The sequence below is a fragment of the Vibrio hepatarius genome, from assembly GCF_018860525.1.
Classification (GTDB): Bacteria; Pseudomonadota; Gammaproteobacteria; order Enterobacterales; family Vibrionaceae; genus Vibrio; species Vibrio hepatarius_B.
In genome coordinates this window covers 96,445-120,815 of record NZ_JAHKPM010000010.1, presented here as the reverse complement: position 1 = coordinate 120,815, position 24,371 = coordinate 96,445, and the positions used below count along the sequence as shown (strand labels likewise).

General features: G+C 40.0%; 24 protein-coding genes. 15 read left to right on the top strand and 9 right to left on the bottom strand.

Annotated elements, in window-relative coordinates:
* The 7 genes from KO511_RS03335 to KO511_RS03305 all read left to right on the top strand — a co-directional run.
* Positions 1-2,276 (top strand): hypothetical protein (locus KO511_RS03335; protein WP_215986060.1); only part of this gene is annotated, 2,276 nt, incomplete at its 5' end.
* 140 nt (positions 2,277-2,416) lie between these two features.
* On the top strand, positions 2,417-2,839 hold the full coding sequence (locus KO511_RS03330; RefSeq protein ID WP_215986059.1) for a hypothetical protein: 423 nt from the start codon (positions 2,417-2,419) through the stop codon (positions 2,837-2,839).
* A 35-nt stretch (positions 2,840-2,874) separates the two neighbouring features.
* A complete protein-coding gene (locus KO511_RS03325; protein WP_215986058.1) occupies positions 2,875-5,847 on the top strand; it encodes a hypothetical protein in 2,973 nt (990 codons plus the stop codon).
* 1,038 nt (positions 5,848-6,885) lie between these two features.
* Entirely contained in the window at positions 6,886-7,101 is a 216-nt protein-coding gene (locus tag KO511_RS03320; protein WP_215986057.1) for a hypothetical protein, read from the top strand.
* 2 nt (positions 7,102-7,103) lie between these two features.
* Positions 7,104-7,298, top strand: a complete 195-nt coding sequence (locus tag KO511_RS03315) for a hypothetical protein (RefSeq protein WP_215986056.1) — start codon at positions 7,104-7,106, stop codon at positions 7,296-7,298.
* A gap of 110 nt (positions 7,299-7,408) precedes the next feature.
* Positions 7,409-10,774 (top strand): hypothetical protein, encoded by a 3,366-nt coding sequence (locus KO511_RS03310; protein ID WP_215986055.1) that lies wholly within the window; start codon positions 7,409-7,411, stop codon positions 10,772-10,774.
* A gap of 208 nt (positions 10,775-10,982) precedes the next feature.
* The gene (locus tag KO511_RS03305; RefSeq protein WP_215986054.1) at positions 10,983-11,465 is read left to right on the top strand and encodes a hypothetical protein; all 483 of its coding nucleotides are present in this window, start codon (positions 10,983-10,985) and stop codon (positions 11,463-11,465) included.
* A 55-nt stretch (positions 11,466-11,520) separates the two neighbouring features.
* Here the strand turns inward: KO511_RS03305 and KO511_RS03300 are convergent, their stop codons facing one another.
* Positions 11,521-11,937, bottom strand: a complete 417-nt coding sequence (locus KO511_RS03300; RefSeq protein WP_215986053.1) for a hypothetical protein — start codon at positions 11,935-11,937, stop codon at positions 11,521-11,523.
* Between the two features lie 488 nt (positions 11,938-12,425).
* Between KO511_RS03300 and KO511_RS03295 the strand changes: the two genes are divergently transcribed.
* Positions 12,426-13,061 carry a hypothetical protein gene (locus KO511_RS03295; protein WP_215986052.1) on the top strand — a complete coding sequence of 212 codons (636 nt, stop codon included), beginning with the start codon at positions 12,426-12,428 and terminating at the stop codon, positions 13,059-13,061.
* Positions 13,062-13,521: 460 nt separating this feature from the next.
* Here the strand turns inward: KO511_RS03295 and KO511_RS03290 are convergent, their stop codons facing one another.
* On the bottom strand, positions 13,522-15,183 hold the full coding sequence (locus KO511_RS03290; RefSeq protein ID WP_215986051.1) for a hypothetical protein: 1,662 nt from the start codon (positions 15,181-15,183) through the stop codon (positions 13,522-13,524).
* A 165-nt stretch (positions 15,184-15,348) separates the two neighbouring features.
* On the opposite strand from KO511_RS03290, the gene KO511_RS03285 reads away from it, so the two are divergent.
* Positions 15,349-15,933: an IS607 family transposase gene (locus tag KO511_RS03285; RefSeq protein ID WP_215986050.1), complete on the top strand. Its 585-nt coding sequence runs from the start codon at positions 15,349-15,351 to the stop codon at positions 15,931-15,933.
* A gap of 14 nt (positions 15,934-15,947) precedes the next feature.
* Positions 15,948-16,133, top strand: coding sequence for a hypothetical protein (locus KO511_RS03280; protein ID WP_215986049.1), 186 nt, complete (start codon positions 15,948-15,950; stop codon positions 16,131-16,133).
* 119 nt (positions 16,134-16,252) lie between these two features.
* Here KO511_RS03280 and KO511_RS03275 read toward each other — a convergent pair whose 3' ends face one another.
* The 3 genes from KO511_RS03275 to KO511_RS03265 all read right to left on the bottom strand — a co-directional run bounded on the left by KO511_RS03275 (position 16,253) and on the right by KO511_RS03265 (position 17,477).
* Entirely contained in the window at positions 16,253-16,924 is a 672-nt protein-coding gene (locus KO511_RS03275) for a DNA-binding protein (RefSeq protein WP_215986048.1), read from the bottom strand.
* A gap of 162 nt (positions 16,925-17,086) precedes the next feature.
* Positions 17,087-17,230 (bottom strand): hypothetical protein, encoded by a 144-nt coding sequence (locus KO511_RS03270; protein WP_215986047.1) that lies wholly within the window; start codon positions 17,228-17,230, stop codon positions 17,087-17,089.
* Between the two features lie 94 nt (positions 17,231-17,324).
* Positions 17,325-17,477: a hypothetical protein gene (locus KO511_RS03265; protein ID WP_215986046.1), complete on the bottom strand. Its 153-nt coding sequence runs from the start codon at positions 17,475-17,477 to the stop codon at positions 17,325-17,327.
* 131 nt (positions 17,478-17,608) lie between these two features.
* Here KO511_RS03265 and KO511_RS03260 point away from each other — a divergent pair, with 131 nt between their 5' ends.
* Positions 17,609-17,803: a hypothetical protein gene (locus KO511_RS03260; protein ID WP_215986045.1), complete on the top strand. Its 195-nt coding sequence runs from the start codon at positions 17,609-17,611 to the stop codon at positions 17,801-17,803.
* 38 nt (positions 17,804-17,841) lie between these two features.
* Here KO511_RS03260 and KO511_RS03255 read toward each other — a convergent pair whose 3' ends face one another.
* Complete coding sequence (locus KO511_RS03255) at positions 17,842-19,179, bottom strand: tetratricopeptide repeat protein (RefSeq protein ID WP_215986044.1); 1,338 nt, start codon at positions 19,177-19,179, stop codon at positions 17,842-17,844.
* A gap of 114 nt (positions 19,180-19,293) precedes the next feature.
* Between KO511_RS03255 and KO511_RS03250 the strand changes: the two genes are divergently transcribed.
* Positions 19,294-19,866, top strand: coding sequence for a DUF2913 family protein (locus KO511_RS03250; RefSeq protein WP_215986043.1), 573 nt, complete (start codon positions 19,294-19,296; stop codon positions 19,864-19,866).
* 20 nt (positions 19,867-19,886) lie between these two features.
* Here KO511_RS03250 and KO511_RS03245 read toward each other — a convergent pair whose 3' ends face one another.
* Together KO511_RS03245 and yfbR are read right to left on the bottom strand one after the other, a co-directional pair.
* Complete coding sequence (locus KO511_RS03245) at positions 19,887-20,084, bottom strand: hypothetical protein (protein WP_215986042.1); 198 nt, start codon at positions 20,082-20,084, stop codon at positions 19,887-19,889.
* 860 nt (positions 20,085-20,944) lie between these two features.
* The gene (gene yfbR / locus KO511_RS03240) at positions 20,945-21,565 is read right to left on the bottom strand and encodes a 5'-deoxynucleotidase (RefSeq protein ID WP_215986041.1); all 621 of its coding nucleotides are present in this window, start codon (positions 21,563-21,565) and stop codon (positions 20,945-20,947) included.
* A gap of 148 nt (positions 21,566-21,713) precedes the next feature.
* Between yfbR and KO511_RS03235 the strand changes: the two genes are divergently transcribed.
* Entirely contained in the window at positions 21,714-21,959 is a 246-nt protein-coding gene (locus KO511_RS03235; protein WP_215986040.1) for a YheU family protein, read from the top strand.
* Positions 21,960-22,339: 380 nt separating this feature from the next.
* Here the strand turns inward: KO511_RS03235 and KO511_RS03230 are convergent, their stop codons facing one another.
* Positions 22,340-22,996: a hypothetical protein gene (locus KO511_RS03230; protein ID WP_215986039.1), complete on the bottom strand. Its 657-nt coding sequence runs from the start codon at positions 22,994-22,996 to the stop codon at positions 22,340-22,342.
* 579 nt (positions 22,997-23,575) lie between these two features.
* Here KO511_RS03230 and KO511_RS22395 point away from each other — a divergent pair.
* Both KO511_RS22395 and KO511_RS03220 read left to right on the top strand, forming a co-directional pair.
* Entirely contained in the window at positions 23,576-23,767 is a 192-nt protein-coding gene (locus tag KO511_RS22395) for an RNase H1/viroplasmin domain-containing protein (RefSeq protein WP_215986038.1), read from the top strand.
* The gene (locus KO511_RS03220) at positions 23,764-24,069 is read left to right on the top strand and encodes a hypothetical protein (protein ID WP_215986037.1); all 306 of its coding nucleotides are present in this window, start codon (positions 23,764-23,766) and stop codon (positions 24,067-24,069) included. Before KO511_RS22395 ends, KO511_RS03220 begins: the two co-directional genes overlap by 4 nt.
* Positions 24,070-24,371 lie beyond the last annotated feature (302 nt).

Genomic DNA, 24,371 nt, shown 5'->3' with positions numbered 1-24,371 from the left:
ACAGTGCAGCAGCAATTGATATTATCAAGAATATTGTTCCAACTGAATCGATAATTAAAGTTGCTCCTAAGGGTCTACTAGATACATCAAGTGGCTTGTATTTACCTGAATCGCCGTACAGAGATAAAGAAAGCCCCTTCCATCAAACAACAAACTACTACAAAGTCAAAAGTGACACCTATTCTCCCTCAATAAACTTAGAAATCTTCTCGGGAGAGGCGATGGGATTTGTTGCAAAACTTGTTATCTATACAGGGATCTTTGTGGTTTTATGGATGAGTTTTCGATTTAAATATCTGGTAGGAGTTGGTGCCGATCAAAAACAGATAGATAGAGCATCAAGAGGCGCTGCATACGGTTTTGTGAATGCAATCGCATGGTATTTACTTCTTATGCCAGTGGGTGATGATGGGATTTCATTTCTGTTCGTAATCACTATTACTGCCTTCTTTGCTGCAATATTTATTATAGCTGCTTTCAATCTTTTAGGAGCATTAGCTCTTTATGACTACACACAACCACAGCTAACTAAAAATATTACATCACAAATTTATTTAATTGATGAGGTTTTGGGTTCTGTCGTTGTTGATTCTGCAATCGCTAGAATAACTTATGATGCTCACCTAGAGAACAAGATCCAACATGGTTTATGGGACGGTAGTACTGATAGAGTTAACTCCAAGTTTCTAATTGGACTTGGTGATCGCCAAAAGAGCATTAATGACGAGCTTCCTGAGTCGATGAGGGTCAATATCGATACTAACTGTCTACTCTCTCGCGATTGGATCAAAAATGCTGCTACAAGACCAGAATGTCGCTGGGTAATCGGGGAGCAAAATGGAATTAATGCGGAGAACTCAAGGTTATCAATCGACTGGGAAACTCCAATACCAAAGCTGGAAAACCTAGAACCTTCTGCACGATATATTACTCACAAGCTATTGCCCTACATTGAGGATGCGATTAATGATTACGACGATTGGATAAGAGCCTCGGCTTGCCAAGCGGTGTTTGGTGATAAGGTTGTTGGCAGTAGATTCAACCATAGTCTTGTTTGTGCTAAAAGGACGTCCGATGGCGCTATTATCGAAGGAGAATACCACGGATATAGCTCTGATGATGGGGTTACGTATCATGCTGTAGAGGAAACTGTCGAGGTGATTGATGGCAGGCCAATGTTGCCAGCTCTAGAAAATTTATCGCTTGCAATCAGGGAGATTTGTTATCAATACATTGATAACAAATCCTTAAAGTTGCTGAGAGAAAATCAAGACCAATTATCTAAAATTTCGTATCGAGGTGCTCTGGATGCACCAAATAAACTGACAGGGGTCTTCGCTAGACTAAACAAGGTACACGCAACATCAAAACCTCAGGCAGCAGATATTCTTTATCGAGAAATCTCTCCAGTTATGAGTAAGTTCGTGTCAGATAATTTTAGTGCGTATGAGCGTGAGATAAAGCAGGTGAGCGAGAAGGACTATCACTCGTACCTAGAGTATAACTATCCAACACTTGCCTTCGTGTGGTTTCAAAATTACAGATACGTATTACTAAACCACGCTATTGATAATTTTGAGAAAAATCAGTCGGCTCAAAACCCACTTTATAACAATATCGATCTGTTTCGCTATTATGTAAATGCATCAGTTTTAGGCAAGGTTAGTGCTAAAATTGTTGAGCACCTAGGCTATAACTCAAAATTATTAAATGCCTTTTCAGGCGTGATGATGCTATTTTCTGCGATTTGTATATTTGCATTCATGTTTATGGCAGTACCACACCAGAGAGTTATGCTAGCCTTAATGATTGAGGTTGTGTATAAATTAATAATATTCTGTATTTTCTCTCTTAAGAGTCAGACTGATACTGTTTTTGAAAAGGATGATGTAGAAGAAGATTGGTTTAAAATTGATATAGTCAGAACTTCTGTTTTAAATACGGCAATTAAAGTTATTACATTAAGTGTTGTATATGCTATAGGGATGGCTGCGTGCTTTATAGGAATTGTAATATCTGCATCTTTATTAACTTTTTCTATTAGCATGTCTTTGGATAATATTAGTGTTGAGGCTGTCGCAAACATAATATTGTCAGGAATTGGGCTTCTTCTGCTAATTTCGTTGAACATATATTTCACTATGAGAAAAATCCCATTCGACTTATACGATGATTCAAACAAATTGTTGGGTGATGATATTAATGCTACAGTGAGTCGAGGTGAAGGTATGTCTCAAGCTCTTTCAGCCACAAACCCGAAAAGATTCTTTATATAATTAACTTCACAAACCCCACAATATCGTGGGGTTTATTTTAACTGTCTGTTTAGTATTGAAATCAATAATTAAATATCTATTTTAAAGTTATACATTCTGGTTGGACACTTTATATATATTTTATTATTATTTAAGTAAACATGTCGAAAAATAAGACAGTTAAGTCTTTCCTTTTATATATCGCATTCTCTGGGCTTTTATTTATTGCCTTGTTTAACCCTGCTTACGCCTCTACTTGTCCTGAGGCTTTTGATAGCCAAGGGCAGGTTGTTGTGAGTGGTGCTATTTGTAATGAAGATATATTAGCTAATTCTTTAAATATAATGACTGGAGATTTAGCCAGCCATCATTCAGATGTTGCTGACGCTTACAAGAGCGCAGGGTTAGAACCTGTATCATTCGGCGGGGCATCTGACATGTTCATGGGGATGATACGTAACGCTAATACCTCCATTTATACATGGGTTCTAAGAAGCTTTATTGTGCTAGCTATCCTCACAGTTGCTTCGAGGCTCTTAGATCTTATGCGCTATGGCAGTTTGTATCGAGATGTGGTGAGATAGTTGTAGATTCGATTTGGTTGACACTATCATCCGCAATGATTTGGCCTCAGACTATCGTGTCATCAGGTGTTACCTACGCTGTAAGTTTTGGTCAGGTTTTTCTAGTAAAAATAGCCCTTTTTGGGATCTCGATTGCTAACTATCTCACATCGATGGTTATCGTCGCAGCGAGTGGCGATGAGATCATGCATAAAGCACAACCTTGGGATACAGAACAGTTCGATTCAGTTAGTAAAATCTGGGCTAGCAATCTGGTTTCTTCAGTTGGGGCTATGCAAGAAAACGCAAGGCTTTTGAACTATTACAGCATAGCTACTAGCAATGCCATGATGATTAAGCAGGATGCAGTTTCGGACGGTTCATTTTGGGGTTCAATGTCCTCTTTAGCTAGTCAGTTGATGGCTAAAATTGCCCCTTACGATGCTAGAGATCCGAGTGTTTCTGAGGTCTATCAGGGGTTGTTCGAGGATTCGACAATCAACATTGTCATGACTGCTCAAAAATCCCATAAGGACTTAACTAGAACAACCTTTGAGTTATCGGATGATTCGGTTATAGATGGCAAGGTTGTCTCACCTCTGTTTGAGCGAGATCTCAGGGTCAATGAGATGTTTTCTGCTGCTAACGTTTCAACAATTTCAGGTGTAGTGCCTGACGATTTAGATTACGCAATCATCTCAAACATTGCTAAATCCGGTGTCATCCAGCGTATTTTTGAAAAATTATTCGTTCAAACAGAGACGGATGAGGAGCAAATCAGGGAGGATGCAAAAATCGGCGGCCAGATGATCCACGATCTAATCGAGTCTCAAAAGCAATTGTTCCCAGACGATGAGGAGGAGAAGATCGCAACTGTGATTGCGAATTTCCTGTTAGGCTCTGCCTCACTACAAGAGACTTCAAAGATAGGAGGGACAATCAGTGCCCTGCCTATTCAGCCATTCACTGATGAAAAAAGACTTTCTGGAATGGGAGGAACTGAGGTTTTATATCCAATTGTTTCTCAGGCAATGCTTGCTACGAAGGAGTTCAGTACATATCTCTGCTACAAAAACATAGAAAAATCCGCTTGGGAGTTTGATATGGCTAGTGAATGGATTGAGGGAGGTAGAGATTTAGATACTGACTTTGATCGCTACTCTGATGTGCCCTATCCATATCCTGTTTGTACTTACCCAGACGGTCAGGGTGGCTTTACCTTCCTGATGGATGATGAGGATTCGAAAGCTCTTTTGGAAATTGCGAAGGTTAGTCGCGAGTCGGGACGTTCTGTGCCTCTTAGTAGCCACTTTGAGCAAATAAAATCGAAATTTGATGCTAAGAGGGATGCGAAACTTAAGTCTGCTGAGACAGAGGTCATTATCTTAAAGGACTATCATTCGCGAGTTGCGGCCTCGATGAGGTGGGCGCTGCTGGAGTACAAGCGCGGTTCTCAGTCTGAATACAATAAGGAGCTAGCAAGAAATCAGCGAGTTAAAGGCGCTGCTGCGGTAATGGAAATACTGAAAGGCTCAATGTCGTCTCAGAGCCGTTATCAGCGAGCGTTTGACTGGAAAAGTCCGGTTTCTATATCTAATCACGTAGAAGATGACGGGTATTTACCACGCCGCTCTATTGATGAGGAGTACTATTCTGTGCCAATTGGTCAGGTTGGTAGAAATAGTATGGCATGGGATCTGGTGAGTACATCGAGAGGCGGTGCAGACATTGAAGGATCAGGTTCTGGCCTTGAGGATGATACGAATGTTGTCGCTGAAGCAACCATGATTGAGAGTCTGGCGCGTAGTTTTGGTGATATGGCTATCGCAGGTGATGACAAACTGAAGAGCGGTCTAGGCTTAGATCAAGAACTCACTCTAGGAGAAAACCTTGTTTTGTGTAGCACCGTTCGGAACTGTACTGACATAAAGATGGCACCACTGGAGTTAATGTTTGTAGTGGGTATTGAGATGATTCGAGGTGTAATCATCATCTACACAATCGATGTGGTTTTGCAAAAACTCGATAACATTTTCTCAGGAAGTGGCGGGGATAGTAGCAAAGGCTCAAAATCAGACGGCGGCATTATGTCTAAGGCAAAAAGCCTACTTGGAGGGTTTGAAGCTGCTGATATTATAGAGAAAATACCTATGGGGAGAGCTGCTGGAATATTGATCAAAGTGGCGGCTACGGTCTCAGGGGTGTTTGCTAATTTCGCTAACATTTCATTTATAGCAGGTGTCGCATTTTCAATTGTGTTTCAGATAATGTCTACAATCGCGTTTCTTAAATTGTTTATTGTATTCCTATTAAAATTTGGGGCTTTGTTCTACACGCTTTCACTTCGATTGTTATTGTCAATTCTAAAAATTGGTCAGCATTGCTTGGTTAGCAGAGGTTCAATCATCAGAGATGTAGTGAGTATACTAATACACTCCCCTCTGATTGTTTTGGCTGCATTAATTTTCATGGTTTCTAGTTATGCAGCGACATACATGGCCGTTTCACTCTCTGATGGGACTATCGGTGCCTACCGAGGGGCAGCGGCAGGGGGCTTTATTGGTAGTATTATAATAGAAACACTGTCTCCAATAATTTTCATGATTATTCAATACGTATCATTACAAATGATATTGAAATTGTCTGAAGACATCCCTCAGGTTGTGCTTCGCTCGATAAATGTTGAGGTAGAGAGCAGTGATAGCTCTACGTTTACCCAAGTGATAGGCGCGGCGGCGATGACCGCTCCAATCCAAGAGATCAGGGCTGGCTTTACAAGAGGAGATAAAATGAAGGCTATGAGGGATAAAAGAGAGGTGCTTAAAGAAGCTCGCCTTAACCCTCCTAGCGCAGCGAGTCGAAAAGGAGGTGATGATCCGTCAGACCCAACTCCTAAAAATAACTCAGGGAATAATAAACCTGAAGGGCAGGAAAAAAGGGTAGAAGTTAACCCACCTCCTGCTCAGCCTGAAACCAAGATGGAGCAAGGGAATAACCCTGATTCAACTACCGGAAGCAGGGAAGAATAATAAAGCAAACTGAGGCGGTGCTGACCGCCTCTTTTTAATCTAAAATGTATATCTCATTTTGCTTTGGCGGTAAATCGTTGCTTCGGGAGCGCGCTTTACTCTCTGAAGAATCTGATATTTCAGAATGGAAAGCGAGATGGTTTGATGCGCGTCATGACGAAATTGTTTTGAAGCTTTTGTTATTAAGATTGAATGATGTTAAGGCGGGGAGTTCCCCGCCTTCTTATTTTGGATGTGTCACAGAATTTATTATAATTATAAAAAAGACATGAACATGAACAGATTTACTCAAAACCTTCTCTCATCATTAAAAACGTTTGCAAAAAACGCCTGCATAGCTGTTGGAGCCATATTTTTTCTCTCACTGTTATACACAGTATTTCTGCCCCCACACATAGCGGCTAGTTTAGTATGGTTAACAATTGTAACAGGATTAACCTATCTCTCGTGGAAAAGAATGCGCTCACAAAAGCTAAAATCGAAGGGGATTAGTGAATACTTGTTGCCTTTATGCATATTTCTTGTGCTCGTTATCGTATCCCTATTTGCTCTAGCTCAAACCATCGTGATAGCAATGAGTATGTAGTGAAAGCTATTAGATACCAAAAAGCCGCCATTTAGGGGGGACCCTCTTGAAGCACGGTATCTGTCCACTTGTGGTACAATACATGACGTGCCTGTCATTTAAAGTATACCAATTTATTAAAAGACGTATCTGTTAACGAGGTCGTAAACGGGTTTGTTAACAAAGCCGTATACTCAATCGTATACGGTTAAAGTTTACACTTCTATTTACAGAACCAATTAGGTTTCGAATTACAGGCTCTATTAGGTTTAGGTTTACAGACCCTATTAGGTTTTTGATAAATTAAATTAATAAATGTTAATAAATTACTATTTCGGAGGTTTGTTTTCAATTAATTTTATTTTTTTTTATTTTGAAACCTTTATTTTAAGTTGTTACATTTATTAATGTAAATACAGAAAAATAAACATTTACATATTACAGATGTAAATAACAACAACAATAATCAAACAGTGAATGCAAACAATAATGTGAGGGTTCAACAGCCTACTATTAATAACAAAGAACAAAAAAGAGTAGCGACAAAAGTTAAGCAAAAAGCTATTGATGTTAAAAAGCTTCCTAAGCAGGCCATTAGCCAAATTGACGTACTACTCAGCAAGTCGGAACAGTTAAAACCTAAAAACAACCGAGTCGTGCTGACTACATCATCGACTCAGGGTTACTAGAGGTGATAAACAATGCGTGTGAAAAGTTTGGTATTACAGCGAAAGTGGTTGTCGATATTATCGTAGAAAATGGAATAGAAATAAATGGTCAACACATCTATCCAAAAATCATTGATAGAGACATTTACGAGGCGCGCAAGGTTTTAAAAAAGAGAGCCGAGGCGGAAAACGAAAGCTTGGAATCTCCTGAGTACTAAATGTAAAACCCCCGCCGATTTGGCGGGGGAGGACTTGTGACTAACAATTGAATCATTAACTGGATTCATATGTAGGTTACTAATTAAGTTTTCATAAAACAAATTAGGAGATGAAATATTTTATAAAATCTCTTTTCGTTGCCCTTCTGTTTATCAATCCGGTTTATGCGGAGGATAACATCTCGAAAGCTACAGACCTTGAATTTGATTGGACGGACTATACGATTTATCCAGAGGACAAATCGGCGGCGTTCGCATTCGATTTATTTCCAAAAACAGCAGAGGTTGCAGCGGTCACATTAAAACTAGAGCACAAAGATGCGTTAATCGAGGCTGCTAAAGAGCGCAAAGAATCGTCTGTTGCTAACTACAATAAGGCGGGGCTAGAAGCCGTTTCTCCACACCTAACCTCGATCATCCTGTATCTCGCCATAGGATTCATTGTTTACCAATGCCTAGCAATTATTTACAGGGGGATGAATGGTGAGAACGAGATTGTTGCCGAATTAAAAAGCAAAGTCTTAAAACTTTTAGTTGTCTGGATGATCTTTCTACCAATTTCTGGAGTTACGCCAGCAGGAGTTCTGGCGATGATTCTTTATTTTTCGGGTATCGGATCTTTCAATTTCTTGCTAGCGGAGTTTACTCATTATATGTCAACTCAGATCCCTGATCAGGGGTTGTACATCGATGGTGATGATGTTATTACCATGTCACGCGCAGCCGAAAATATCCCTCTCACTCGCTCTCGTCAGCTAATTGAGGGTGCGTTTTGCCTAAATCAAGCTTCTTTAGCAGGTGTTTATAGTGACGCTGACACTAGGGGGGTTGGAGCAAGACGTTCGGCGATTGAAAACGGCGAGTACAACGAGCTGAGTGTGGTGATGGATGGAACCTCAACACTGCATGAGTTGGAGATAAAAGACTCTGGCGCTGTAATTATGGCGGGTTGGGGGTTGGAAAATGCTGAAAATCCATTGATTTGTGACACGAAAACCATAAAAAAGCCAACCCCATCGACAACGATTGGTGAATTTGCATCAATTATCGATGATGAGGTTAAGGGTTTGCGAAACAAAAAAGTTACAGCAACCTTAGCGTTGGATGGTTGGGCTAATATCAAATCTTTGATAAGAACTCGCTATGATGGTGATGTTGCTATAAATGAGGTGTTAACTCAGTCAGCAAACTACTATTTTTCTGTCTTAATGTTTTATGCCGAAAACGGTGGAATCATAGAAGGTTCACGGGCGGCATACGATACGTACAACCATCAAGTCGCACTTGCCGATAAAATCGCTAAAGAACTGAGAGCGCGGGAGTGTTACGGAGAGCGTACTCGATACATAAACACGAAATCTACAATAGAAGGCTTAAACAGAGGTTATGTAGGTGCATCGAGCTTTGATATGAGTTGTGCTGTTTTAAGTGGCGATGAACTTGAAATGGCTTTTGATGCAGACAGTAGTAGTCTATCTCAGTTTGCATCAGACTCGTTAGAGTTGGCGTCAAACCATCCTGTAGCTGTTGAGGACAGCTATACAAAGCTACTAAAGAGCTTTGATGCTCATGTTGAAATTACTAATGCTTACATTAGTGCGATCAAGAAGCTTCGTTTCGATGCCGCTACTAGCGGAAGAAGTGCTTATAGCAATGAATATCTAGAGTTTTTATTTAAAATGAGAAGGGAAGGAGTTCTTGGATTTTCATTCTCATTTATGCCTGCTGTCGAAATGGCAGGTAATATTATTACGGATTTAAGCAAATCTAGGTTAGATACAGCAGCAATAAACGGCTCTTATTCATCTGTAGCAAACTATAATGCAGAAGGTGCATATTTGCCGCCAAATGCAGTCCAATCCAAGTACAAATCAGCTTCAATAACTCTACCTGCGTTCATTTTCTCGACAAATAGTGAGGTTGACGGGACGGATATATCGAAAACCATCGAGTCAAGCTTTGAAAGCCAAATCGCAACAGGTCAGGGTAATACAACGGAGCCAGATTCCATTAAGTCTAGCGGATATGAGTATGCAATGGTTGGGCTAGATGCTGACATCAAGCCTCAATCTGTGGCCTCAGAGGAACTAACAAACAATATAATCTATAGCATTATCGAACCATTCGTTTTTGAAAATACATATAAAGAGAATGGTTTAACAGTGACTGAGAGGCGCATGAAAATGCTAGCGCTGTGCGGAAAAAATGAGGTTACTGAGAATGATATAGCTGAACTAGGCGGAAGTGACCCAATAAACGATTTAGTTAATGTTTGTGCAAAATACTCCAGTCAAATCCCTTCAATCCACAAAAAAAATAAAGGGCAAAAACTAGTTAATGCTGGAGCTACCCTGCTAGCTGCCTCAGCGGCAGGTGGTGGGGCGGCATACTTATCAGGGAAGGCGCTTAATAAAGCAAATAAACTAAAAGGCAAAAAACCAAGCTCTGATGGAGGACTATCAGGTAAGAAAAAGAGCGGAAGCACCGAGTTAAAAGACATAATTCCTACTGGCGACGGTTATGTCGGCGTAGCAATAGACAAGATGTTAAAAGGTATGCAGGCTGCTATTAGCAACACTGTGCTTCAAGCGATAGCGGGTATGACTGCTACCTTAATTGCCTTCATTGGTATGTCAGATTTAGTTATGTATTTAATGATCCCATTTATGCTGCTATCGATGAACATCGGATACATGATTGTGCTAGCTGTTGCTGTCTGTTTATCTATAGTGTTTGGCCTTCTAGTAGTTATGTCTGATAAGAAGATTGATTTTTCTAGCAATGCCTTTAAATCGACAGGCATGAGATTAGTTCTTTACCCGACCTTCATATATCTGTTTACGATCCTAGCTGTTGCAGTAATGTATATCGTAAACATTTTTGAGGATTTCTTGGGGCTTGGCGATGTGGAAAATATCGCCAGTCATTTCAGCGACAATTTCGCAATGACTGCATTTATGAGTGTGGTGCTTATGCTCATTACTAAAATTGTATTTATATCTCTACTGGCATTTGCACTAAATCTAGCTCAGCAAAGCGTTGAGGGGATTGTCGAAGCTATGGCAGGAGATAAGAGCCGAGACGAGGGAGCCGATACAAGTATCGGTGAGGGTGCAATGTATGTAGGAGCACAAACTTCTAGCAAAATTGTACAAAATGCAATGAATCGCATTGGTAACGTCTTCAATAAAACTAAACCTAGTGTTGGTGAGGCTGGCGATGACCTTAAGGGAGCAGGAGCAACGCCTTCAGCTCAAGTCAATGTCCGAGGAATGCTGAGAGAACCCGTAAATACTGCGGCAGACAATCCGGTTTCAAAAACTGAAAAGCCAAAATCTGATATCAATGATGAGGCTGATAAGCCGAATCAGGTTGAAGAGATTGAGGATCAGACGCTAGAAAGCCCGGAAAATAAACCTGATAACGCTGATAGCGTGGTTAATGAAAAGCCAGAGCCGACAAGGCAAGATAAGTAATAATCAACCGCCTTCGGGCGGTTTTTTTTCATAAAATCAATAAGCTATACTTTAAAAATCAGCACAATGGCGACAGCGACTTGGCTCTAATCGACCAACAAGACCTAGTGAAAGACATAAAGGAACAATGGTCAAAGCCATTTTAGGCTCAACCTTTTGAAAAAAAAATTTTCGCCCCCTATACTCTCCGTAAAAATAGAAACCACAAATGAATAATTTTTATGGAGACTCTGTCTTAGAGTTCAGAAAGTCTATTAAAGACGATAGCACGATTAAAGTTCTTGTTTCCCCGCAAGGCGGCAACAGTGACCCTTCAGCACTTTTGAGATCAATATTTAGAGCATTCCAAGCAGTTACTGTCACCAAAGGCGATAATGAGGCTACTTGGGGTAAAAGTATTGCGTCTGTCTTAGGGTTCGTGTCTCTAAACTATCCTCACAACTCAGCTTACTGCTCCACCAGCTTCATAGTGCCTTCTGAAAATGATGCATTAAGCACTGGGCGAGAATGCTTTCACTTCACAGTGACACCTACCGACTGGATGAATGATGTCGATTTAGCTAATCCTCTTTGCTATTTAGTGGAAATAAAGAACATCAAGACTGGCAAAGTTGTATTTAGCGGAAATCCCACCTTAAGCTCTATCAAGGAGCTAGAAAATCAGTACTCAATACCTATAAGTTTCGTATAAAAAAAGCCGCCAGATGTCATTCTGTCGGCCTATAAATAACTCAGATAGTTCAAGTCTAGATTAGTGACTCAAGATTCTCTTTAATCGCATCTTGAAGCCCCGTTATCTCGAAGTATTCATTTTGATGGATTGTCACTATTTGGTTTCGCTCCAGTTTTCTTATTGAGGCCGTTGCGGATTTTCTTGCCTTATCGAAGCTGATATCCTTCTTATCAATGCTCTTTATCTGCTGCATATACCAATTAACGCTATCTGATGATAGAGGCTGAATATCGCAATAAAGTCTCAGATACACCAGTTTATCAATCAGATTCATTTTCTTAATTATTTCATCAATTCGGTTGTGTTCTCGGATCGACAACAGAATAGACTTGTGCGCATCCTCAAGCGTTAAGGTACGACTAATCAATTGCTCAAGTAATCGTCTGAACCAAAACGGCGAGTAGTCATAGGCTTGGAAACATCTCTCCAACTCATCAACATCGAATGAATCGATATCAAACCCTGACTTAACAACACCGATTTAAACTAGGTGATCAAACCTGATCACTTAGTTCCTGCTCGATACGCAGTTTGGTCAGAATGGGCAGGTAGGCACTACCTTTCCTTTTCTGAGCATGACGATTCAGCATAGTGCTGAGTCTCTTTCTTGCTAAAGCGGAAATTGATATACACATACATAGATAAAAGTATTTTATTCTAGGATGATAGGTACGCTCTACATCGATAGGGAACACATTTTTATGAAAGTCACTATAAATGAATGCATGGTCGCTATATCGCTATCATTGTGAATGGATGGATTATGATAGTCGATGATGATGAAATTAAATTCACATAAATCGGGCTGGTTAACTGACAGTTAACATAATTAAGGATTATCTTATTGACTGAAATTCCTATTTGTCATTATAATGCCACAAGAAAAAAGTTTAAGATATGACGTTTAGGAGAATTAATATGCAAGCTCAACCAGAAAAAAAGGTAACACAACTTAGTGCTCTCATCCTGATGATTTTCGCAGAGCAAACCCGAAAAGACTCAAATTTTGAGGCGTCTGGGTACGACATTACTCGAATCATTAAGGAGTTGCGCCTTAACTTTAGCCACCAACAAATTTATCGTGAAATGAGCAAAATCTCTCTACTAGAGAAAGAGCACATTCCTCAAGAAGGTAAGCCGGACAAAAACAACCGATTCCTTGCTGATAAGTCTAAAGAAGCTATTGATAACATTCATCAGCATATTAATTTCGATCCGAAGAAAACGTCATTGAAAATGTTCCTAGGCTTCAATCACCTTGGTGCTGCAACAGAAGCATATAAAGCAATGCTGAAGTTCACATCTGACTTCGTTGACGCTGAAAGTAAATTTAAGTCTAAACTTGAGAAATCTGGATCTCGAACTGATTTCGATGACTCGATTTATAAACTGGATCTAGTTGGTCACGAAACCCTACTTAACGCGCTAGAAAACCACATGATTAAGTTGGCATACGATCAGCTTACCGAAGTAGAGGCAAAGTCTTACATTTTAAGCTCGGTTGGAGAACTAGCGGAAGGCGTTTCAGAACTAGGATTGCGCAAAGCGGCTTAGATAAAATAAGAGTTAAGTAAATGCCCAAGTAGACGCTTGGGCATTTTTTTTGTATCAGAACTCTGGTTTTGAGTCGTATTCTCTGCTGAAAAAGCAGTTGTGGTAGATGGTGTTAGCTTTTCTGTGTTGAGCAAAGGGGATTGGCTCTATTGCTAAATAAGAGGTGTTACTTTTTCTGCTTTAGCCACAGAAATAGACCTTAATGGAGTTAAGGGACAGAATAATGGTCAACCGCTCAAAAATAATTCGGTGAAGGTAAAGTAACTTTTACTTTAAAACTATTAAGGTAAAAGTAACTTAACTATTTATGGGGAGGCAATCATAAGTATCAATGATGCTTTCTTTTGCTATAGAGTAAGGTGTTTGTGAAAAGAAAAAGCCCTGCAACTAAGGCAGGGCGCTATCTGGTAGGTGATTCAGGGATCGCTATTCAGCTTTTCCGAAATTTACACTCGCAACACTACTTTTTACGGTGAGCATAGGAGGTGACTAGTAATAGGGAAGCCGTCATCGATAAAACACCTGCAACCAACATGTACCACACTGAGTTCATCATTGGTTTGTAAAACTCCCATTTCCATTCAGGGTTGTTAACCGTCTGGCATATATCGAAATTGTAAGTTTTGCAGAACTCAATAAATGGCTTACCTGAGTTAAATAGGTAATCAATACGGATTGCCTCTGAGTCTGCAAGTAGGCTAGGGAATATCATGTGGGTTCCTACGTAGGTAATAAGAACTCCTCCTATCGCTAGAAGAACACAAGCGAACACCACTTCTTTCTTAAATCCAATCACTTTCTTAAAGGCAATTAGGCCAATAGCTATAGCTACAGATGTGTGCATAAGACCTTTAAGGCTGTATTCCTCAATAGTTGGTATATCGAGAATGTCCCATATCTTAACCTGAGCTAATACGTAAGTGTAGATAGCTGGAGTCATGAATATGCCGCATGACAACAGGAAGATAACTGCGCTCCACTGCTTCTTAATAACGAGAGCAAAGCCCATCCCAAGAATAATGGCGTAAAGAAGGTTTGTGTACTCTCCGAAGAAGTAGTCCATTCCTGCCCAAGCGAGGTATGGGCCAGCAAGCATTATCATTGCAAAGGAAATTAGGGCTTCCTTCTTATCGAAAGACTTTCTTTTGCGGCTCTCAAGCTTACGAGAGTGCTCTATGCCAATACCAACAACAAGCCAGTTCCAGAATACGCCAGCAATGATAAGCATCCAGCAAAGAAGAGTAAGGTAGTTAACAGGTACATCACCGAAGTAGTTAGAGATAACGTAGTGAACAACGCCTTTCCTTTGGTCGAAAAAGAATGAGCGTGAGTAGTATTCAGAGTAGTTGTCTTCAAACAGGGTGTCTCTATATAGATAAGTGTGATCAAACGTCTCTGATTGCGTCATAGGGTCGTTTGCAAGAGAAACGATTGAGTTCCTGTATGCTGCATTGTAGTTAAGTAACTCATCTGGGTATCCGTCTATGAGTGCATTAAATCGAAAACACTCAACACCCTCTAGTTTTTCACAAACACTCGGGAACTCTGAGTCAGGAAGCTTAATAAGCTCAGCCATGTAGGTTTGGTCTTGAATCTTCGTGTAACGGTCTGCCTGATCATATACAGACCAGAAACCTAATAGGTGATATCCAACCAAGATAGCCAATAGAACGCCTCCAGAGAGAGCCATGAACTGTAAGTCGTGGAACTTCTTTGTAAGTGCTTTACCGCACACATAAGCCCAACCAAACAGATACAGATACATTATCGTTGATTGCTTATCGAATACCCTGAAAGAAGGGTCTCCATCAATGCCACCAGCTAGCTCGGTGGTGAACATAGAGAACTCACCCCAGAAGCTAAAATGCCATGTCACTAATGCGAAAATAGCAGATACATATACAAGTCGGTGATCAGCGCGTTCATAGAAGGCCGTGAGCCACATGATTGCACAGAACTGATAAAGAGATAAACCTCCTACAATGATGGCGGCTTTCTCAGAGAGGTGCGTAAGACTGTAGTTGGTTAAGAAGGTGGCGTATAACTTAAACACAAGTAGGCTTAATGCATTAGCCATAAACCAAGCGGTTAGGTGGTTATACTTATTAAAATTTAACTTCATTTTTTATATGAAGGTTACTCCGATATTGCATAGATACAAAGAGTCATTAATTGGGGGCTGGTGGCTTTTTGGGGAAGGTTGATCTTTGTGAAGTGAGTTTTGTCCTTATTTCATGGGTAATTCTCTAGTTGATAAATAGCTTATCAAGCCTGATCATTATAAGAAATGATTAAGGTTAATAAGTACCTTTCGGTAGGCGAAACAGCAGAGATGCTTGGCGTCTCTGTTCCCACTATTCGTCGTTGGCAGAAGTCTGGAAAAATTCAAGAATCACACCGTACTCTAGGCAATCACCGTCGATTTTCCATTAATTCCATCAGAGTTTTACTAGGTATAAATTTTGAGAGGAAGATTGTTGGCTATGCCCGTGTTTCGAGTCATGACCAGAAAGCCGATCTGAACACTCAAGCTGAGTTACTTATGGGTTATGGTTGTGATGAAGTAATCACCGATCTAGGTAGTGGGATGAACTGCCGAAAGCGTGGCCTCATTAAGTTACTTAAGCTAATTGTGTCGGGAAAAATTGAGAAACTGATACTCACCCATCACGATAGACTGCTAAGGTTCGGTCACGAGTTAGTTTTTAACCTCTGTCAGTGGTTCGGTGTTGATGTTGAGATTATTCACGCCAAAGAAGAAGAGTCGTTTGAGTTGGAGTTAACGAAAGATGTGATTACGTTGATGACGGTATTTTCTGCAAGATTGTATGGAAAGCGCAGTCATAAAAACAGAAAAAATTTAGCCACTTAGGTAAATTAATATGGATGGATAACCAGTGTCATGGTAATATCCAGACGATGATAGTGAAGTATCTACGACCTGTCACTTTGCGACAGCCCGTAGTAGACCGTCTGAATGGCGACATGTTGCTAGATACCACTCTTTTGTCGGCTTTGGGTGCTTCGGTATCAGGCTCTAACGAGCTGCCATCGCTGACAATTGCAGCCTGATCTAGAATCCTCCTCGTTCACGGGGAGGAACATTCAATCATTAGCTATCTCAGGATTGACTCACAGTACGGTAAGAAATAGGTAAAAAGGGCGCATTTCTTAACGCGCCTCTTTAATGCTTATTTATATTCAGAAGCTTCTTTGTATGCCTTTAGAATAGAGTTTCTTGTCGCTTCTGGTAAGCTATCGATGTGGTATTCGAATGGGCGACGCCCCTTGCCTGTTTGACTAACCCTGCGCTTCCAGTCTTGTTTGTTGGCGAGAAGATTAATCTTGGTAGGGGCTTTTGGCACGCCTTCATGTCCTGCAATCTCTTTTGCTGTGTACCACTTATCAGAGTTTTCTGGCAAGAATTCCTTAATCTTAGGAATGAAGCCAAGCTCAGCAACCATGATGTCTGGCAATGACGCAACATGGAATTCATACATATGATTATTGTTGCCGCGCAAAGCCTTGCGTCGAACCCATTTCTCGTTACGACCGCGAGCGTTAATGCTTGAAATCTTGTCTGAGATGCCGCCTACATTAACCAGCTCTCGACTTAAGAACCAAGTTTCTTTGTTATCTGAGTTCTGGCCTTTAGCGAAAGAAACGCCTGACTGAGAGAACAAAACTTCGTCGATGACTTTTTTGCTTAGTCGCAGAACGTTATAGACTTTCTTGCCTGTTTCGGATGTATCTGAATTCCAAAAATCAGCTTTAGCTAACGCCTCTACGGTTTTAGGATCTTTAGGTAGGTCTGCTACCCCTGCTAGCTCTTTAGCTGAGAGCCACAATTTGAATTTGCTCATTCGCTTGATTCCTCTCGCTACATAAAAAAATATTTATACATAATTAATCGGTGCCAAACTAAACAATGAGGGCACTAAAATAGTGCAGTCATTATCTCATGGCACTAATGGGGATGCAAGTATATTTAAATGATGCGACTAATCCCACTTTTGAGAATATGCTCAAAAGTTTGTTTGGCTGTCTTCAATATCACTTTCAGCCAAGGCCAAAGACAAATAACCCTCTCTGTTATTGCCTTTTTGAAATGTGTGATGCCCATTTTCGTAAAAAGACCACTTGTATCCATTGATTTTAGTTAACTTCATTTTGCCCCAAGTGCATGATTAGTGGTTTATCGTCACTATATTGCTACGCCTTCAGTTTCATGGAACTCAGATTTTAAATATTTTTTTTCAAAATCTAATCAATTTCCGCCCAAATTTTGTCTTTAAGAAAATCAGACTTACTTGCAGCTAGGTTTAATTTGTCAATAAACGCCTTTGCAACTTCAGAGAATGGGGCATCACCAGTATCATCATCTCTGTCTGCTAAGTAAGCCAACGAATTTATCATATATCTTGAGCCGCTTACGGTTTCTATATAGTAGATGTCATTTTCTTCATCGTGACCCGCGAAAAAGCTCTGAGCATGGCTTAAGAAATAATGTAAACCTATATGCTTATTGCGAAAAGCTAATCCATGATATGGGGATCATCACCTTCCCAATAGAAGCAGAAAAGGATGGCATATACATTAATTCAAAGGAAGAGTTCTTTAAAACGGATTCAGGAAGAAAGCTTACCGAATATCTAGGTGAGTTAATTATTCATGAAATTGAGTCTAGAGGCATGACCTTGAGTGACCTTAAACGTATGACCCATGCCATCCATCGCGCATAGAGAAAACAAAAAAAGCGAGCTGTCGGCACGCTGTTTTCTTATAGTACCTTTGACTGCATGTAAAGCCGTGCCGCCTTCCTAGCTTCCACCAGCGTATACACATCAAACGACTTAGTAACATCATCCCTAAGCCTCCTTGCTTCGCTGTCACCTTCAGATGCGGCCTCTGATAGTATTACGTATGCCTTAACTGGATCTTTATTAACTCCAAGGCCGTTCAGATGCATCAAGCCAATATCTAGTTTAGCTTCCCTGATCCCATTAGCTTCAGCTCGGGTGTACCAGTCAAAAGCATTATAAAAATCTCCGTCCATATGAAAGTTGTGAGCGGTGATTAGTTGAGACACGGGATCGCCAAGCTTAGCTGCCATGAGCCTGTATTGCTTGGAGTTGTCTTCATCTGGGGTAACCCATCTACCATTTTCAAATATCTCTGCCAAATCAACAGTAGATGGTAAATGCTGCATGGTGGCTGCTTTTTTCAGCCAATGGATAGCTAAGTCAATGTTTGGCTCTATTTTATCCGTTCCGTACAAGTATGTCTGAGCGTACTCAAGGATAGCTTCTATATTCTTAGTATCATCACCCACATGAGCCAGCCAGTCCAACGAGCGATTGTAATCAACATTGGTTCCAACGCCGTGATAGTACATTTTTGACAATATCAATTGGGCGTCTTTGTTGCCTTGTTTAGCGGACTCTTTAGTTAGAAGGAAGGATTTTCTAAAACTTTCTTCTGGATTAAGAGCTGACTCATACAGTTGTTCTGCAACGAATAGTTGGGCTTTTGGGTCTCCTGATTCTAAGTAAGTCATAAGACTATTGAGGTCTTTAGATTTCAGTGCAGCCGAAATGTGATTCTCTTCCTGACTCAATTTGCTCGGGTGGTCGCTTTGGTAGGCGACTAACGGCAATGAGTTATAGGAGAGTGCTGCCATTGGTGCAGATAGTGCCGCAACCAATATTGTGTATTTAGTTAACTTTATTGTTTTCATAAATGTTTTAAGCGCTTGATCTAAATATAGCACCGAAGTACCTAGTTTCAATGGTTGTGATGGTAAAAAAGTGACGGATTGGATCGTAAGTGCAAAAAGAATCGATCTTTTTTCTAATTCTTCAGCAACACGCTTTTTCATCTCGCCCTCGCAAAAAACCACCTTAATTGGGCTAAAAGCCTCAAATATTTCGTCATTTGTTACATCGGATGCAGTTCTTGATGTGCAAACCAAAGAGTCCAAATCAATCGAAAAAAAATTTTCGGCAATCTCCAAGAACATTGTGGGATCACGACTAGCAACGCCATCAAAGTCGATCATTACGCAAGGTAAGGTTGGTCTTATGAAGTCCTTATGAGCTGTGTAGTCAATATTGGTCATACAATCTCATATTTCTCATATCTAGTGATAGCAGCAGCGTCATCCCAATGACACAAAGCCTAATATAATGCTAAAATTAACTCGTCCCCAACGTACAAATCAATAGGGCAAAATATGCCACAACTAGAAAAAGAGCTTCTGGAGAACTCTCTTTTAGCGCTGTATAGCCAAACAAATAAGTCCACCAGTTTTTGTCCAAAAGATAAGAAGAACGAGATCATCTGTGCTTTTCTAAAAAGGGCAATAAAAAATCCAAAGTATAAGCATGTAAAATCTCGGATCAGGGAGTTAATCCAATTAGCTAAGAAGAAAGACTCATTAGAGAAATGTATCGTGGAGAAATACGACTACATGACCAAAGAGCAACATCAAAGCGAAACTGATGTAGAAAAACTTTACCTGTTGCTCGGAAAACTTCAAGGTTGCGGTTGGTTGACAATGATGAAAGACCTTAGGCTTGAAAAACGTATCCAGCGTGAAAAGCTATTTGTGGCACTTAATGAAATTGAAAATTCCTTTAATGATAGCAATGCGCAAATTGATTGGGTCTCTGCTTACATTAATACATCAAGATATCAAGAGTTTTTAGATAGTTTGGCTCTCTATGATATCGTCAAGGTAAAGGATTTCGTTGAGGTGGGTGACAACTCTTGGGAGTTTAAGTTGTGGGTATGGGAGGCTGCTTAAAGCAGCCTCGATTTATATGATTAATGCTCGTCAATAAATTCCCAAAGACTGCCAACAGGCATCCATGCGTATTCGCCTTGGTAGTCAGATTCGTCAGAAAGGTTGCGAAAATGCGCTCCAACGACTTCGCTCTCTTCTTTTTTGCCTAGCCACAATGGTTTGTAGTCAGCAGTAGATGGCTCACAAAACGTTCTAGTAAACCCTGCAGGTGAGGACAATGATGGCGGAAACTATGTTAAGTTCAAGCGAGTGAACTTGGATTAGTCATTCGTTTTGTGAAAAATTCAACTTGCTCGAGGCTGGTTACTGTGGCAATATAATGATGACGAAGGCAGAAACGTTTTGTATTTGCTAATAGTCAGTCATTTTTAGATGCCTCCCAAGGTTGGGGGCATTTTCTTAGATTTTTCGATTTGCCCCTCCTTGGCGAGTTGATAGCAGCTATTGAAGACTAAAAAAATACGTTGGTAATGGGGACATTCTCCATTCTGGACTTAGACGCCTCACTATTTAGTGGGGCGTTTTTTTTGCTCTTGATGCTCACTTGAATAGTTTGTAACTTTTTCTGAAACTAACTATTTTCGGCTAAGTTCGATAACGCGATATAAAAATGACAAGAAACGACACCCAAGACACACAAGAGTCAACAATCACCTTTCAAAACTCATTCGAATCACTAATTAACCTAAGCGATATGGAATTTGACTTCAAAGATCTTTAGAACCTTGAATAAAAATGGACTTGGCAAAATCTTTGTTATAGGACATGTGCGGTGATTTACGCTGGTGGACACTGAGGCGCATTATACACCGCACTAACCGAAATTAAAGTATATCAAGGTTTCATTTTGATGCTGGTTTTAGGTTCTTCAATCTTAAAGTCTATTTGTTTTCCTGAGATTGCTGCTGACCAACAATCTCGATACCATCATCGCTTGCCTTTACGAGAAGGTTTAAATCCGAAAACCCAGTAGTGATCTGAATATACATAAGTGTCTATTTTCCTTAATTATAACAAGTAATTATGCATAAAAACAAAAAGCCACCGTTTTTTAGGCGGCGGCTCCAGAGATTTGAGCTTATAGGTTTACGAGTCCATCAATGGTTTGTTGGCTTTGACCCATGTGGATTTCGTAAAATTCCTGAACTTCAGGGTACTTTTTAAGGTATACCTCAAATTTTTTCCAAACTTTTTTTCGCGCTGATGTGAACTCTCGGTTGCTGAGACTTAACTCGTGATCACACTTAATTAGCATACTGAGCAAGTCTGCCGCCTTGACTATCTCTTTTTCATGTTCTTTAAAGTGACTTGCTAAAGTAAGGCTTTCCATGTGTGATTGTAGCGTGTCGGGCAAAGATGCGACAATGTCTTTTTCGACTTCGCTCTCAATCCCTTTAAAAAATGAGGTTGTGTCTTCTGTGGCATGTTTTAATGTACTCGGTTGGTCGCCCAGAACGCTTTCACTAAGTTCGTGATAAATAGCGATAATTCCAATTCTCTCAGCGTTATAGTCTCGATTATAGTGGTTTACACCGATAACCGCCATTCCATGAGAAAAAATAGCAACTTCATGGCTGTGTTCGCCCACATTTTCCTTAGAAACATTAAACATTAGAGACCATCGGTTGATGTATCTTGTGCGGCGAATTAATGCGAATAGGGCGTTTTTACTAAACGCATATTTAATAATATTTTTCATCAATATATACTCCAAGTTTATCGTCCCTATATTGCCATACAACCTAGTTTTATGCGAACAAATTTGATGTTTTGACTACTTTAGTAGTCACATTCATATGAGCGTGTGTTAATATTGGTAAAACTTAAACTATAAGGTCAATGTATTAATGAGAATCCCACACCACCTCTTAAGTGAAGAGACGTTCGAGTCATTGGTTAGTCAATTTGTGTCAGAAGTTGAAGGAAGTGATTTAGATCCAACGCTATTTTCTGATCGTGTTCAATCTGCTAAGGATCTAATCGAGAAGGGGGAAATTATAATTCTATTTTCAGAAATGGAAGAGGCACCATTTCTTCTCACAAAATCACAATGCATAGAGCGCTTTAAAAGAATTCCTGAATACTTGTCTTGAAAAGGGTTTTAAAAAACTCTACTTTTTCATAAAAAATATTAGCAAAGAACAAAATCTTGATATAGATACACAGGCAGCGATTAAAAAAATCCACGATAATCTTGATGCTTCATTTGGACAACTAATTAACTCTTTGGAAGAGTCCAAAAGAAGCATTAAGAGAACGGGTTGGATTATGACTCGAAAGGAGATTGAAAAATCGACAGAAAGAACGAAAATGCTGGTGGGTAACTGGAGTGTGGGGGTTGCCATAATGCCTTTGCTGCTGGCTATGGCAAGCTACATAGGCTAGGAGCCTTCGAGAAAGTTAGCGAAATTGATAGTTGGTATAACGGTTCAATTTCGCTTTCATCATCAATAGATTTTTGTTGTAATCTCAACTACTTTTGTTGAGCATAAAACGCCTTACCTAGATCGAATTTAGTTCCTATCTTCGGGTGCTTAACGATTTGATACAGGTATGAACCATTCCTAGCTAGGAAGCCCAGTGACTTCATGTGTTCCATATCATGGTCATGAAGCCTATAGTCTAGGGCTGTCGCTTTAAGCTTAATGTTTTCAGGGATGTTAATTGACCACCCGCGACTATCTTTTTCAAAGTTTGTACAGCTTGCCTCTTGTGCGGAAAGAAGGGCTAGGAGTTGCCTTACAGTAAGCTTGTTACTAAGAGCATTAACCTCAATGACTCCAAACTCTTTATCGAGTTTATCAATATCTGATGATCTGATCGTAAGAGCCTTTTTCATTTCTGAAGGTAGCTCTTTGTGTTTGTTTGGCTTAAGCCACTCTTTCGCTGAGGCAGCATTGACCCTTAACAGTTCTTCGTCCAGAAGCAACTGGTAGCCAAGACAAAAGTCACCAAAGTACACAAAATGAACTGGCAAATTGCTATTAAAGACGCCCTCTGGTAATGAGCTTTGGTCTTTAACTAGTTGAAGAGATACTACTTCTCCAGCGTCCCATTGACGATCACTGTGTTTAATTGCGTATTTAGAGCCACAATCACTTAGATACAGGTCGGAATTTATTCTTAACATATGATATTTCGATTTTATGACGTTGTTATTTAGAATTTAACAATAAAATTAGATATTTATCTAGGGAGATTTTTAACTATAGCACCTAGTGAGAGGATGCCTCCAAGAGAAATCACGACATACATTACATTGCATTGCTTGGATGCGAGCTTGGGTCGCCATCTTTATGAATTAGAAATGAGATTAATGCAGCGCCAACAAAGGCCATAAGGCCAATAAAAACGATACTAGACTTAGTGAGGTGAAGTCATCGATTATTGTCATTTTAGGTTGTTCAACTTTCTGTGTTACTGACATGTTTTTTCTCCTAGTACTACTTGTAACTGATTGTTAAGTCTCAAAGCTAAGACTGTTTTACAATGCAGATAAATTCCGTCACTATCTTACCATTATGAATGATGAGATGTTAGTATCACTCTCATCATTTAATGCAATCGAGTTTCATTAACTTAACGTGCTAATTTGCGTTTGTGTAATAGATATGAAGAGGATTGGCCTGATCTCATAAATGAGTCAAGAAGCGAACATTTCATACTCTTAAGTACATATTGCCACGCACTAACCTACAAGTAAATACAAATGGCTAAAAATAAATTCTATGTTGTGTGGAAAGGGAGAGAGACTGGAATCTTCACGAGCTGGTCTGAAGTTAACGAATTAATCAAAGGATTCAGTGGAGCGGAATACAAAGGTTACGCTGATCGAGGGACGGCTGAATTAGAGTTTAGCCAATTAGAGAAGCTATCGGAGACAAAGAGTCCAAGGTATTGAAAGGGATTCTGCACAAGGTTGACATTCACTTAAAAGACGCTAGCGGCTACATTTACGGCAGTGAAGAGTTCGCAGAAGGTTTTTGGATTAGCACTGAAGAAATTGTTGATTGCGGTTACCTTCACAAGCACAAGGTCGGCTTCATAAAGGCATCATGTGGCTCCATTTATCTTATTGCAGACGTAAACTATAACCCCTTGGAGCATGAGTCTACTCATAGCTCATATTCTGCAATAATGAGCAAAAAGGTAAGCCTTTTAGACTCATCTCAAGCCGCCGTCAGCCAAAATCTTGCTGCGTAACGAGATTAAAAAAAGAAAGCCGATAAGGTTTCCCTTATCGGCCTCTTTATCATCATAATTTCGCTTTATGAATGGGCTGTTAAGCCAATTTAATAATAGCATGCCTTTGACTGCTAGATAAAGCATAATCTTTGTAATTGTTACAAAGGCTTACCTACTTTGTTGCATACCAGACAGCTACAGTAACCGAGCACACAAAAGCAATGACGAAAAATGTCTGGATGAGCATTCTGGATACAAAATACCTTTCTAGCTTAGCAATTTCGCCGTAAACCCTCGCCCGATCTGAGGGCGGGGATATA

Bases quoted from the DNA above. Each gene is read 5' to 3' on its own strand.
- KO511_RS03330 (WP_215986059.1), top strand. From the start codon at position 2,417: ATGTCGAAAAATAAGACAGTTAAGTCTTTCCTTTTATATATCGCATTC.
- KO511_RS03325 (WP_215986058.1), top strand. From the start codon at position 2,875: ATGATTTGGCCTCAGACTATCGTGTCATCAGGTGTTACCTACGCTGTA.
- KO511_RS03310 (WP_215986055.1), top strand. From the start codon at position 7,409: ATGAAATATTTTATAAAATCTCTTTTCGTTGCCCTTCTGTTTATCAAT.
- KO511_RS03305 (WP_215986054.1), top strand. From the start codon at position 10,983: ATGAATAATTTTTATGGAGACTCTGTCTTAGAGTTCAGAAAGTCTATT.
- KO511_RS03295 (WP_215986052.1), top strand. From the start codon at position 12,426: ATGCAAGCTCAACCAGAAAAAAAGGTAACACAACTTAGTGCTCTCATC.
- KO511_RS03290 (WP_215986051.1), bottom strand. From the start codon at position 15,183: ATGAAGTTAAATTTTAATAAGTATAACCACCTAACCGCTTGGTTTATG.
- KO511_RS03285 (WP_215986050.1), top strand. From the start codon at position 15,349: ATGATTAAGGTTAATAAGTACCTTTCGGTAGGCGAAACAGCAGAGATG.
- KO511_RS03280 (WP_215986049.1), top strand. From the start codon at position 15,948: ATGGATAACCAGTGTCATGGTAATATCCAGACGATGATAGTGAAGTAT.
- KO511_RS03275 (WP_215986048.1), bottom strand. From the start codon at position 16,924: ATGAGCAAATTCAAATTGTGGCTCTCAGCTAAAGAGCTAGCAGGGGTA.
- KO511_RS03270 (WP_215986047.1), bottom strand. From the start codon at position 17,230: ATGAAGTTAACTAAAATCAATGGATACAAGTGGTCTTTTTACGAAAAT.
- KO511_RS03265 (WP_215986046.1), bottom strand. From the start codon at position 17,477: ATGATAAATTCGTTGGCTTACTTAGCAGACAGAGATGATGATACTGGT.
- KO511_RS03260 (WP_215986045.1), top strand. From the start codon at position 17,609: ATGGGGATCATCACCTTCCCAATAGAAGCAGAAAAGGATGGCATATAC.
- KO511_RS03255 (WP_215986044.1), bottom strand. From the start codon at position 19,179: ATGACCAATATTGACTACACAGCTCATAAGGACTTCATAAGACCAACC.
- KO511_RS03250 (WP_215986043.1), top strand. From the start codon at position 19,294: ATGCCACAACTAGAAAAAGAGCTTCTGGAGAACTCTCTTTTAGCGCTG.
- yfbR (WP_215986041.1), bottom strand. From the start codon at position 21,565: ATGAAAAATATTATTAAATATGCGTTTAGTAAAAACGCCCTATTCGCA.
- KO511_RS03235 (WP_215986040.1), top strand. From the start codon at position 21,714: ATGAGAATCCCACACCACCTCTTAAGTGAAGAGACGTTCGAGTCATTG.
- KO511_RS03230 (WP_215986039.1), bottom strand. From the start codon at position 22,996: ATGTTAAGAATAAATTCCGACCTGTATCTAAGTGATTGTGGCTCTAAA.
- KO511_RS22395 (WP_215986038.1), top strand. From the start codon at position 23,576: ATGGCTAAAAATAAATTCTATGTTGTGTGGAAAGGGAGAGAGACTGGA.